Origin of the sequence: Sphingopyxis sp., assembly GCF_025869345.1 — a bacterium.
Lineage (GTDB): Bacteria > Pseudomonadota > Alphaproteobacteria > Sphingomonadales > Sphingomonadaceae > Sphingopyxis.
Genome location: NZ_JAOZVW010000048.1, coordinates 1 through 11,505, shown reverse-complemented (window position 1 = coordinate 11,505; position 11,505 = coordinate 1). Strand labels below are relative to the sequence as shown.

10 protein-coding genes and 1 tRNA gene are annotated in these 11,505 nt (G+C 67.5%); 9 read left to right on the top strand and 2 right to left on the bottom strand.

The annotated features are described in order from the left end of the window. From lon to OJI97_RS05520, 7 genes are all read left to right on the top strand, one after another. The coding region (lon, locus tag OJI97_RS05550; RefSeq protein WP_297661912.1) for an endopeptidase La at window positions 1–1,369 on the top strand (1,369 nt) is incomplete at its 5' end. Between the two features lie 167 nt (window positions 1,370–1,536). After that, window positions 1,537–1,809: an HU family DNA-binding protein gene (locus OJI97_RS05545; RefSeq protein ID WP_011541109.1), complete on the top strand. Its 273-nt coding sequence runs from the start codon at window positions 1,537–1,539 to the stop codon at window positions 1,807–1,809. A gap of 172 nt (window positions 1,810–1,981) precedes the next feature. Next, window positions 1,982–2,056: transfer RNA gene (locus OJI97_RS05540), tRNA-Val, on the top strand. Window positions 2,057–2,141: 85 nt separating this feature from the next. Next, window positions 2,142–2,447, top strand: coding sequence for a hypothetical protein (locus OJI97_RS05535; RefSeq protein WP_297661908.1), 306 nt, complete (start codon window positions 2,142–2,144; stop codon window positions 2,445–2,447). 124 nt (window positions 2,448–2,571) lie between these two features. Then, window positions 2,572–3,237: a response regulator transcription factor gene (locus tag OJI97_RS05530; RefSeq protein ID WP_106000501.1), complete on the top strand. Its 666-nt coding sequence runs from the start codon at window positions 2,572–2,574 to the stop codon at window positions 3,235–3,237. A 97-nt stretch (window positions 3,238–3,334) separates the two neighbouring features. Beyond that, window positions 3,335–4,639 carry a HAMP domain-containing sensor histidine kinase gene (locus OJI97_RS05525; RefSeq protein WP_297661916.1) on the top strand — a complete coding sequence of 435 codons (1,305 nt, stop codon included), beginning with the start codon at window positions 3,335–3,337 and terminating at the stop codon, window positions 4,637–4,639. Window positions 4,640–4,929: 290 nt separating this feature from the next. Further along, window positions 4,930–6,699 carry a tetratricopeptide repeat protein gene (locus tag OJI97_RS05520; protein ID WP_297661914.1) on the top strand — a complete coding sequence of 590 codons (1,770 nt, stop codon included), beginning with the start codon at window positions 4,930–4,932 and terminating at the stop codon, window positions 6,697–6,699. 7 nt (window positions 6,700–6,706) lie between these two features. On the opposite strand, the gene OJI97_RS05515 is transcribed toward OJI97_RS05520, so the two are convergent. Continuing rightward, entirely contained in the window at window positions 6,707–7,396 is a 690-nt protein-coding gene (locus OJI97_RS05515) for a glutathione S-transferase N-terminal domain-containing protein (RefSeq protein ID WP_297661903.1), read from the bottom strand. Then, the gene (locus OJI97_RS05510; RefSeq protein ID WP_297661901.1) at window positions 7,393–7,680 is read right to left on the bottom strand and encodes a chorismate mutase; all 288 of its coding nucleotides are present in this window, start codon (window positions 7,678–7,680) and stop codon (window positions 7,393–7,395) included. Before OJI97_RS05510 ends, OJI97_RS05515 begins: the two co-directional genes overlap by 4 nt. Window positions 7,681–7,785: 105 nt before the next feature. Here OJI97_RS05510 and OJI97_RS05505 point away from each other — a divergent pair, with 105 nt between their 5' ends. Together OJI97_RS05505 and hrpB are read left to right on the top strand one after the other, a co-directional pair. Beyond that, entirely contained in the window at window positions 7,786–8,799 is a 1,014-nt protein-coding gene (locus tag OJI97_RS05505; RefSeq protein ID WP_297661889.1) for a polyprenyl synthetase family protein, read from the top strand. A 159-nt stretch (window positions 8,800–8,958) separates the two neighbouring features. Then, window positions 8,959–11,442, top strand: coding sequence for an ATP-dependent helicase HrpB (gene hrpB, locus OJI97_RS05500; RefSeq protein WP_297661887.1), 2,484 nt, complete (start codon window positions 8,959–8,961; stop codon window positions 11,440–11,442). Window positions 11,443–11,505: the final 63 nt, after the last annotated feature.

Below are 11,505 nucleotides of genomic sequence, written 5' to 3'. Positions count from 1 at the left end.
GGGCCCGATCCTGTGCCTCGTCGGCCCTCCGGGCGTCGGCAAGACCTCGCTCGGCCGCAGCATCGCGAAGGCGACGGGCCGCGAGTTCGTGCGCCAGTCGCTGGGCGGCGTGCGCGACGAGGCCGAGATTCGCGGCCACCGCCGCACTTACATTGGCTCGCTGCCGGGCAAGATCGTGACCAACCTGAAGAAGGCCGGGACGATGAACCCGCTGTTCCTGCTCGACGAGATCGACAAGCTGGGCCAGGATTTCCGCGGCGATCCGGCCTCGGCTTTGCTCGAAGTGCTCGACCCCGAACAGAATGCGAAGTTCCAGGATCATTATCTGGAGATCGACGTCGATCTTTCGGACATCATGTTCGTCACCACGGCGAATTCGCTGAACCTGCCGCAGCCGTTGCTCGACCGCATGGAGATCATCCGCCTCGAAGGCTATACCGAGGATGAGAAGGTCGAGATCGCCAAGCGTCACCTGATCGCGAAGCAGGTCGAGGCGCACGGGCTGAAGGCCGGCGAGTTCGAGCTGACCGACGAAGGGCTGCGCGATCTCATCCGCTATTATACCCGCGAGGCGGGCGTCCGCACGCTCGAGCGCGAGATTGCGCGGCTGGCGCGCAAGGCGCTGCGCAAGATCCTGGAGGGCAAGGCGGAGAGCGTCGTCGTCACCCCGGACAATCTGTCGGAGTTCGCGGGCGTGCGGAAATTCCGCCACGGCGTCTCGGACGGCGAGGATCAGGTCGGCGCGGTCACCGGCCTTGCCTGGACCGAGGTCGGCGGCGAACTGCTGACGATCGAGGCCGTCACCGCGTCGGGCAAGGGACAGGTCCGCACCACCGGCAAGCTCGGCGAAGTGATGACCGAGTCGGTGCAGGCCGCGCTGTCCTTCGTAAAGGCCCGCGCGCCGGCCTATGGCATCAAGCCCAGCCTGTTCGCGCGCAAGGATATCCACATCCACCTGCCCGAAGGCGCGGTGCCGAAGGACGGCCCGTCGGCGGGTGTCGGCATGGTCACCGCGATGGTGTCGACGCTCACCGGGATCGCGGTGCGCAAGGATGTCGCGATGACCGGCGAAGTCACGCTGCGCGGCCGCGTGCTCGCGATCGGCGGTCTCAAGGAAAAGCTGCTCGCGGCGCTGCGCGGCGGGATTACGACCGTCCTCATTCCCGAAGAGAATGAAAAGGATCTGGTTGAAATTCCGGCAAACATCACGGCGAAGCTCAAGATCATTCCGGTGAGCCACGTCGATCAGGTGCTCGCCGAAGCGCTGGTCTCGCCGGTCGAGCCGATCGAGTGGACCGAAGCCGACGAGCTTGCCGCTTCGCCCCCGATCGTGTCCGGCGGCGATCCCGAAAGGGCGATTCGCCACTGATCGGCCGACGATGGACCCCGTTTCGCCCTGATTCGTCGCAAAATTGGCGTTTTGGAGCGGTTTTCTGCGATTTTTGCTTTGACAACCCAGTGGGAAACATCGTTAGTGGCGCGCCATGGCTTCGGGCCATGAATCATTCTATCCACCTATGCAGGGGTTCCTTAGGCATGAACAAACAAGACCTGATCGCCGCCGTCGCTGACTCGAGCGGCCTTACCAAGGGCGATGCGAGCAAGGCGGTCGAAGCCGTGTTCGACGCGATCACCGGCGCGCTGAAGAAGGGCGGCGAAGTCCGTCTCGTCGGCTTCGGCACCTTCGCGGTCAGCAAGCGCAAGGCATCGACCGGCCGCAACCCGCGCACCGGCGAAACGATGACCATCGCGGCGTCGAACCAGCCGAAGTTCAAGGCCGGCAAGGCCCTCAAGGACGCCGTCAACTAAGTTGACTGGCACCTTTGGGTGACATCATCTCGGGCCGCGGCGCAAGCCGCGGCCCGATTTGATTCCGGGCGATCCCGGGCAATCGGTGTCGAATGGGCGTTGCATTACCCGCGCGAGCGGCTATGGACGGCCGGCTTTCGGACGCCGCCCGATATTCGGCCGGCACGGGAATGGGCGCGTAGCTCAGCGGTAGAGCACACCCTTCACACGGGTGGGGTCACAGGTTCAATCCCTGTCGCGCCCACCATTCCCCCCCGATGCGGTTGAGGCCGAATATTGGCTGTCCGCTTCATTCATCGCTTATTCAATGCGTTCGCATTAGAAGCCGGACCATGATCCGCACCCTGACCCTGTCGCTCGTTTCTGCTTTGCTCCTTGCCGCATCGCCTGCGGCTGCGCGCGTCGAGCGCGATCAGGACAATATGCGCGACGCCGCGGCCCAGGGGCAGGTGATCCCCCTCAACCGGCTGGTGGCGGAAGTGAAGGCGCGGCCTCCCTACAGCGGCATGACCTATCTTGGCGGGCCGCAGTTCGACTCTCGCCGGATGATCTATGCGCTGAAATTCATGGATGGATCGCAAGTCGTCATCGTCTATGTGGATGCCCGCACCGGCCGGATCGTCGGCCGCAAACCCTGACCCCCCCTGGATTCCCCATTTGCCGAGCGAGGACCGCAACGACATTTTGCGATGATCGTTCGGACTTGATACATAGTCGTGACACGGCGGCCGGGATACCGGCACGCAAAGGAAAGGCGCCTGAATGCGGATTTTGATTGTCGAGGACGAACCCACGCTGGGTCCGCAGCTCAAGGCCACGCTCGAAGGCGCCGGATATGCCGTCGATCTCGCGACCGACGGCGAGGATGGCCATTTCCTCGGCTCGACCGAAAATTACGATGCGGCGATCCTCGACTTGGGGCTTCCCGAGATCGATGGGCTGACCGTGCTCGACCGCTGGCGGCGCGAGAAGCGCAATTTCCCCGTTCTCGTCCTGACTGCGCGCGACAGTTGGTCGGACAAGGTCGCGGGGCTCGACGCGGGCGCCGACGATTATCTGGCGAAGCCGTTCCAGACCGAGGAGCTGATCGCTCGCCTGCGTGCGCTGATCCGCCGCGCCTCGGGCAATGCGTCGAGCGAGCTGATCGCGGGCAAGGTCCGCCTCGACACCCGCTCGGGCCGCGTGACGCTCGACGGCGAGCCGGTCAAGCTCACCGCGCAGGAATATAAGCTGCTGTCCTACCTGCTCCATCACAAGGGCAAGGTCGTATCGCGGACCGAGTTGATCGAGCATATCTACGATCAGGATTTCGACCGCGATTCGAACACGATCGAGGTGTTCGTGACGCGCATCCGCAAGAAGCTGGGCGCCGACATCATCACCACGATCCGCGGCCTCGGCTACCAGCTCGACGATCCGCAGGGCTGAGCCGCGCGTGGCGGACGCCGCCCCGGCCGCCGTGACCGAAACGCCGCCGCGGCCCGCGGCGCTGACCAGCCGCGTCACCGGCAGTCTCGCGCGGCGCATGATCGCGATCGCGGCGATCTGGATTTCGGTGCTGCTGATCGGCGGCGGTTTCGCGCTCGACCGGGTGCTGACCGGGGCGATCACGCGCAATTTCGATTCGAGCCTCGAATATGTGCTGATCGCGATGATCCGCTCGTCGGAGATCGGCCCCGACGGCGAGGTGCGGCTGATCGAGCCGCTCGGCGACCAGCGCTTCCTCGAACCCTATAGCGGCCTCTACTGGCAGATCAGCGGCGCGGGGCAGGAACCCTACCGCTCGCGCTCCTTGTGGGAGCGGACGCTGCGCCCGCCGCGCGAGCATGTCGATACCGCGCTCCACACCTATAACAGCAACCAGTTTCCCGACGAGGAGTTGCGCGTGCTCGAACGCAACGTCCTGCTTCCGGGCAGCAAGACCAACTGGCGCTTCCAGATCGCCCAGTCGCGCGACGCGCTCGACCTTCAGACCCGCGCGGTGCGCGCGACATTGATCCCCAGCCTGGCGCTGCTCGGGCTGGGGCTGATCATCCTCGCCGCGCTCCAGACCTTTTACGGGTTGCTGCCGCTGCGTCATATCCGCCGCGCGATCGCCGCGATGCGCGGCGGACAGAACCGCCGCGTCACCGCGCCGCTGCCGCTCGAGGTGCAGCCGATGGTCGACGAACTCAACGCGCTGCTCGCGCATAATGAGAAGCAGGCCGAGGAAGCGCGGCTGCACGCGGGCAACCTTGCCCATGCGCTCAAGACGCCGCTGACCGTGCTCGTGAACAGCGCAACCGGCTCCGACAGCGACCTCGCGAACACGGTGCGGCGCGAGGCGGCGACGATGCAGCGGCAGGTCGAGCATCATCTCGCGCGCGCGCGCGCGGTCGGGCGCCGCGGGGCCGCACAGGCGCGCGCGAATGTCCGCGAGAGCGTCGACAGCGTCTCGCGCGCGGTTGGACTGCTCTATCCCGATGTCCGCCTCGACGCGGCAGGCGACCGGACGCTTGTCGCGCGGCTGGAGCGGCAGGATCTGGACGAGCTGATCGGCAACCTCCTCGAAAATGCCGCCAAATATGGCGGCGGCAGCGTGTTCGTGACGATCCAGCGCGACGGCAATATGGCCGAGATACTGGTCGAGGACGATGGCGCGGGCATTTCGCCCGCCGATCGCGAGCGGGTGATCGACCGCGGCGTGCGGCTCGACAGCGGCAAGCCGGGAACCGGGCTGGGGCTCGCGATCGTCCGCGATGTGGCGGAGATTTACGGCGGCAGCATCGCGCTGGAGGAGAGCGAGGATCTGGGCGGATTGCTGGTGCGTCTGCGGCTGCCGGCGGGGTAGGCGGCCTCCCTTCATCGTCATTCCCGCGAAAGCGGGAATGACGAAGCTATGGGACGAAGAACGCCGCCTTCCAGTCGTTAACAGACCGTCGTCATTCCGGACTTGATCGGGAATCCATTTTCTCAGCGCTGCGCGAATGGACCCCGGATCAAGTCCGGGGTGACGATGAAAGATAAAAGATCGACGTCTGCCGACTTCAGACATCCGGCTATCGCGCTTGGGATAAGCGGTCCCTCATGTTAGGTTCCCGGCGCTGTTTGTGGTTCACCTTTGGGGAAGGGGGAATTATGATGCACGGGGCCTTCAAATTAGCCGCGATCTTCGGGATCGGGTTTTCGCTTTCAAGCTCTACGACCTTGCCTGTTTTTTCGGCCGCGGCGCTGAACGCTCTCGACCCCAGCCGTCTTGCCACCCTGCTCTGTGGAGCGGAAAAGGCAGGGTCCAGCTTGGCTCGCGAGCTTCTGATCGCTTCCGCCTTCGCGGCGCCGGCGAGCGAGGCGGGGCCGATTCCGCTTTTCGCCGATCTCGCCGCGTCGCCGTTTCCGGTCTCGACCCGCGAACCGCAGGCGCGGCGCTATTTCAGCCAGGGGCTGCTCCTGACCTATGGTTTCAACCACGCTGGTGCGGTGCGCTCGTTCCGCGAGGCGCAGCGGCTCGACCCGAATTGCGCGATGTGCTGGTGGGGCGAAGCGGTCGCCCTCGGCCCGAACATCAACGCGCCGATGGACGACCGCGACCATGCGGCGGCGCTCGACGCGATGGACCGGGCGATGATGCTGCGCGACGGCGCGTCTCCCATGGAGCGGGCGCTGATCGAAGCGGTCGCCAGCCGCTATTCGCGCGATCCGGGGGCGGATCGCGCGGCGCTCGATGCGGCCTATGCCGACGCGATGCTCGATGTGGCGCGCCGCTTTCCCGGTGACGACGATGTCGCGGTGCTCGCCGCCGAGGCCGCGATGGACACCAGCCCGTGGAATTATTGGGAGAGCGACAAGAAAACGCCGGTGGGCCGCAGCGGCGAAGCGGTGCGGCTGATCGAAACCGTGCTGGCCCGCAATCCCGCGCATGTTCAGGCGAACCATCTCTATATCCACCTGATGGAAGCGAGCGATCCGCAGCGTGCCGAGGCCGCCGCGGACCGGCTGGCGAACCCGCGTGCGCCGAGCGCGGCGCATCTCGTGCACATGCCGGGGCATATCTATCAACTGCGCGGACGCCACGCCGATTCGATCCGCGTGAATGTCGCGGCGGCACGCGCCGACGAAGCCTTCATTCGCAGCGCCGGCGATCACGGCCTCGTCCGCTACGGCTATTATCCGCACAATATCCACTTCATCGTGACGTCAGCGCAGATGGCCGGCGACATGCCGACCGCGATCCGCGAGGCGCAGCGGCTCGGCACGGTGCTCGACCCCGCGACGTCGGAACGGATCGCGTGGATTCAGTCGATCGATGCGGCGCCCTATCTGGCGATGGCGCAATTTGCCGAACCGAAAGCGATATTGGCGATGGCGGCGCCCAATGCGCGCCTCGCTTACCCGACCGCGATGCGCCATTATGCCCGTGGCATCGCTTATGCCCGCCTCCGCGATCGAGCCGGTTTCGATCGCGAACTGGCGGCGATGGCGCGGCTCAGAACATCGGATGCCATGAAGGGCATGATCGATCAGGGCATACCCGCCGACGATCTGGTGAGGCTCGCCGAACTGGTCGCGCGCGGCCGTTTTGCCGCGGCCGGGGGGCGTCATGACGAAGCGATCGCCTTCTATCGGCAGGCGATCGAGATCGAGGGGCGGATTCCCTATCAGGAGCCCGCTTACTGGTATTATCCGGTCCGGCAGTCGCTGGGGGCGGCGCTGTTTCAGGCGGGGCGTTATGCCGATGCCAGCGCGGCGTTTCGCGGCGCGTTGGCGCAGACGCCGAACAACGGCTGGGCGTTGTACGGGCTAAGCCGCAGCGAGGCCAGGCAGGGGAACAAGCTGGAAGCCGCGGCGGCCGACAGGGCGCTGTCGAAGGCCTGGCTCGGCGACGCGCGCTGGCTCCGGATGGATCGGCTGTAGCTCCGCGTCAGGCGGCGCAAACCTCCAGTCCGCGCTGCACCGCCGGACGGGCGAGGCCGCGGTCGAGCCATGCCTGGACGTTCTTGAACCGCTCGAACCCGACGATCTCGGCCGCGTCGTAGAAGCCGATCAGGTTGCGCACCCAGCCGAGCAGCGAGATGTCGGCGATGCTGTAGTCCGCGTCCATGATCCAGATGCGCCCATCGAGCCGGCCATCGAGAACGCTGAGCAGCCGCGCCGATTCCGCCGCGTAGCGGTCGCGCGGGCGTTTGTCCTCATAATCGCGCCCGGCGAATTTGTGGAAGAAGCCGAGCTGGCCGAACATCGGCCCGGCGCCGCCCATCTGCCACATCAGCCACTGGATGGTTTCGTAGCGTGCGGGGCCGTCCTTCGGCAGGAACTGCCCCGTCTTGTCGGCCAGATAGATCAGGATCGCGCCCGATTCGAACAGCGCCAGCGGTTTGCCGCCGGGGCCGTCGGGGTCGTAGATCGCGGGAATCTTGCCGTTCGGGTTGAGCGCCAGGAAAGCGGGATCGTGGCTTTCGTTCGCCCCGATGTCGATGCGGTGCGCCTCATAGGGCAGGCCGCATTCCTCGAGCATGATGCTGACCTTGACCCCGTTCGGCGTCGGCAGGCCGAAAAGCTGGAGCCGGTCGGGGTGCTGGGCCGGCCATTTGGCGAAGATCGGATGGGTCATGCCTCGCTCTCCCTTTTGGCTTGCTCGTGGTGGCGGATCACTTCGTCGATGATGAAGCGCAGGAATTTTTCGGTGAAATCGGGATCGAGATCGGCATCGCGGGCGAGGCTGCGCAGTCGCTCGACCTGCCGCGCCTCGCGGCTAGGGTCGGCGGGGGGCAGGTCGATCCGCGCCTTGAGTTCGCCGACCGCCTTCGTCACCTTGAACCGCTCGGCCAGCATATAGACGAGCGCGGCGTCGATATTGTCGATGCTCTGGCGGTAACGGCTGAGTTGATCGTCCATGCGCGGCTCCTTGCGATGCCCGGCCCGCTTGGCACCGGGCGGGGGACCAAGGCAAGCCGAAAGTCGTTGCAAATTTGCAGGCGCACGGCCAAGGCGGCGCTTGTCATGACTGCGGACATCCACCTGCTCCACGGCGACCGGCCGCCCTCGCTCGACCCGATGATGGCGCTCGTCGCCGCCGACATGAACGAGGTGAATGCGGTCATTCTCGACCGGATGCAGTCCGAAGTTCCGCTGATCCCCGAACTGGCTGGCCATCTGATCGCGGGCGGCGGCAAGCGGATGCGGCCGATGCTGACGCTCGCCTGCGGCAAGCTGCTCGACTATCCGGGCCACCGCCATTGCAAGCTTGCCGCCGCGGTTGAGTTCATCCACACCGCGACCCTGCTCCACGACGATGTCGTCGACGGATCGGACCTGCGCCGCGGCCGCAAGACCGCGAACATCATCTGGGGCAACAGCGCCTCGGTGCTGGTCGGCGACTTCCTGTTCAGCCGCGCTTTCGAGGTGATGGTCGAGGACGGGTCGCTCAAGGTGCTGAAGATCCTCTCGCGCGCCTCGGCGGTGATCGCGGAGGGCGAGGTCAACCAGCTTTCGGCGCAGCGCCGGATCGAGACGAGCGAGGACCAGTATCTCGCGATCATCAACGCCAAGACCGCCGAACTGTTCGCCGCGGCGTGCAAGATCGCCGCGGTCGTCGCCGAGCGCGACGACGCGACCGAAGCGGCGCTCGATGCCTATGGCCGCAACCTCGGCATCGCTTTCCAGCTCGTCGACGATGCGATCGACTATGTCTCCGACGCGGAAACGATGGGGAAGGGGGTCGGCGACGACTTTCGCGACGGCAAGGTGACGCTGCCCGTCATCCTCGCCTATGCGCGCGGCAGCGCCGAGGAGCGCGAATTCTGGAAACAGGCGATCGTCGGACACCGCACGTCGGACGCGGACCTTGCCCATGCGACGAGCCTGCTGTTGAAGCACGACACCATCGCCGACACGCTGGCGCGGGCGCGCCATTACGGCCAGCGCGCGGTCGACGCGATCGGCGGCTTCCGCGCGAGCCAGGCGAAGAATGCGCTGACCGAAGCGGTCGCCTTCGCGGTGGCGCGCGCTTATTGAACGGATAAGGTTGAAATTGATCCCGTTTCCCCGAGCGAAGCCGAGGGGCTTTGCCGAGCGAAGTCGAGGCAGCGAGGTCACGGGTTCTCGCTTCGCTCGAATATGCCCCTCGACTTCGCTCGGGGAAGCGGGTGATGGGGTGTCGGTGGAGGGACAGTCGTGAACCCGGATCGCGAACCTCGACAGTCGCTCCCCATCGATGCGGTGCTGCCCGACATTATGGCGGCGCTGCTGCTGAAGCCCAATGCCGTCGTCGTTGCGCCGCCGGGGGCGGGCAAGACGACGCGGGTCGCGCCCGCGCTGCTGGGTCAACCCTGGTGCAAGGGGGCGGTGTGGCTGCTGTCGCCGCGCCGGCTCGCGGCGCGCGCGGCGGCCGAGCGGATCGCCGAGGAGATGGGCGAGGCGGTCGGCGGGCGCGCCGGCTATGCGACGCGGCTCGACAGCAAGCAGTCGGCGGCGACGCGGCTGCTGGTGATGACGCCGGGGCTGTTCCGCAACCGCATTCTCGCCGACCCCGAATTGCAAGGCGTCTCCGCCGTATTGTTCGACGAGGTGCACGAACGCAGCCTCGACGGCGATTTCGCGCTCGCGCTGGCGATCGATGCGCAGCAGGGGCTGCGCGACGACCTGCGTCTTGTCGCCATGTCGGCGACGCTCGACGGCGCGCGCTTCGGGGCGCTGCTCGGCGATGCGCCGGTGGTGAAGAGCGAGGGCAAAAGCTGGCCGCTCGACCTGCGCCATATCGGTCGCCGCGCGGAGGACCGATTGGAGGCGTCGGTGCTCGCGGCGGTGCGGCAGGCGATGGCGGACGAAGGCGAGGGCGACATGCTCGCCTTCCTGCCCGGCGCCGCCGACATCGAGCGCGCGGCGGCGGCGGTCGAGGCGGCGCGGCTGCCGCTCGTCGTCCACCGGCTGCACGGCCAGATCGACCCGGCGCAGCAGCGCAAAGCGCTCGTCCGCGATCCTGATGGCGGGCGCAAGCTGATCCTCGCCACCAGCATCGCCGAGACGAGTTTGACCATCGAGGGCGTGCGGATCGTCATCGACGCGGGGTTGTCGCGGCGTCCGCGCTTCGACAAGGCCGCCGGGATCGCGCGGCTCGTCACCGAGCGCGCGAGCCAGGCGTCGGCGACGCAGCGCGCGGGCCGCGCGGCGCGGCAGGGGCCGGGGGTCGCCTATCGCCTGTGGGAAGCCGCGGCGACGGCGGGGATGCCGCCCTTCGACCCGCCCGAAATCCACGAGAACGACCTGATGCCGGTCGTGCTCGATTGCGCGAGCTGGGGCATCGTCGATCCGCGCCAACTAGGCTGGCTCGACCCGCCGTCGCCCGCCGCCGTCGCCGAAGCCAAGGCGCGGCTGCAAGCGATCGGCGCGCTCGGCGACGACGGGCGGATCACCGCGCACGGCAAGGCGCTCGCGGCGATCCCGCTGCCGGTGCCGCTCGCGCACATGCTGCTCGACGCGGCGCGCGCGGGGGAGGCCGATATGGCGGCGAAGCTCGCGGTGCTGCTGACCGAGCCGGGGCTTGGCGGGCGCGGGGTCGATGTCGAGGCGCGGCTTTCGCGCTGGCGCGGTATGAAGGGTGACCGCGCCGAAGGCGCGTGGCGGCTCGCGCAGCGGCTGGCCGGGCTTGGCGAAAGGCTGGCGGCGGATGCGGGGGCGCTCGGCGAGCGGTCGGTCGGCGGCTGGATCGCGACAGCGTGGCCCGACCGCGTCGCGCGCCGGCGTGCGGGGCAGCGCGGCGACTATCTGAGCGCGGGCGGCCGCGCCTACAAGCTCGACCCGCTCGATCCGCTGGCGAACAGCGAATGGCTCGCCATCGCCGACGCGCAGGGTCACGCGGCGGGCGTGCGCATCCTCGGCGCGGCGGCGATCACGCTCGCCGAGGTCGAGGCGATTTTTGCCGATCAGATCGTCAGCCGCTCGGCGAGCAGCTACGACGCCGCCAGCGACCGCGTCGACCATCGCCGCGAGCGCCGCCTCGGCGCGATCGCGTTGACGAGCGGGCAGGCGGGGCGGACCGAAGGCGCCGAGGATGACGTCGCGGTGCGGCTCGCGGCGGTGCGCGAGAAGGGGCTCGGGCTGATCGGCTGGGGGCCGGTGTCGCAGGCGCTGCGCCAGCGCGCGTCGTTCGCGGGGCTCGACACGCTGTCGGCGCCCGCGCTCGCCGACAGCCTCGACCTGTGGCTTGCACCCTTGCTGGAAAGATCGCGCGGGTTGCGCGATATCGGCGACCAGCGGCTCGCCGACGCGCTATCGGCGATGCTCGACTGGCCCGCGCGGCAATTGCTCGAAAAGCTCGCGCCTGCCGATTATGTAACCCCTGCGGGCAGCCGCCATGCGATCGACTATGGCGCCGACGGCGGCCCGACGGTCAGCGTGCGCGTGCAGGAGATGTTCGGCCTCGCGCGCCATCCGGCGATCGGCGATCCGCCTGTGCCGCTCGTCCTCGCTCTGACCTCGCCTGCGCACCGCCCGATCCAGACGAGCCGCGACATCGCTTCCTTCTGGAGCGGGAGCTGGTCCGAGGTCGCGAAGGAGATGCGCGGACGCTATCCCAAGCATAGCTGGCCCGATGACCCGGCGACCGCGCGGCCGACTTTGCTGACCAAGGCGGCGCAGGCGCGGCGCGATGGGCAATAGGCCTCTCAAACCTTCGTCACCCCGGACTTGATCCGGGGTCCATTCATCCAACGCTGCGTGAAT

Excerpts from the sequence above, each read along its gene's own strand:
- OJI97_RS05545 (WP_011541109.1), top strand. The coding sequence starts at position 1,537 with ATGAACAAACAAGACCTGATCGCCGCCGTCGCTGACTCGAGCGGCCTT.
- OJI97_RS05535 (WP_297661908.1), top strand. The coding sequence starts at position 2,142 with ATGATCCGCACCCTGACCCTGTCGCTCGTTTCTGCTTTGCTCCTTGCC.
- OJI97_RS05530 (WP_106000501.1), top strand. The coding sequence starts at position 2,572 with ATGCGGATTTTGATTGTCGAGGACGAACCCACGCTGGGTCCGCAGCTC.
- OJI97_RS05525 (WP_297661916.1), top strand. The coding sequence starts at position 3,335 with ATGATCGCGATCGCGGCGATCTGGATTTCGGTGCTGCTGATCGGCGGC.
- OJI97_RS05520 (WP_297661914.1), top strand. The coding sequence starts at position 4,930 with ATGCACGGGGCCTTCAAATTAGCCGCGATCTTCGGGATCGGGTTTTCG.
- OJI97_RS05515 (WP_297661903.1), bottom strand. The coding sequence starts at position 7,396 with ATGACCCATCCGATCTTCGCCAAATGGCCGGCCCAGCACCCCGACCGG.
- OJI97_RS05510 (WP_297661901.1), bottom strand. The coding sequence starts at position 7,680 with ATGGACGATCAACTCAGCCGTTACCGCCAGAGCATCGACAATATCGAC.
- OJI97_RS05505 (WP_297661889.1), top strand. The coding sequence starts at position 7,786 with ATGACTGCGGACATCCACCTGCTCCACGGCGACCGGCCGCCCTCGCTC.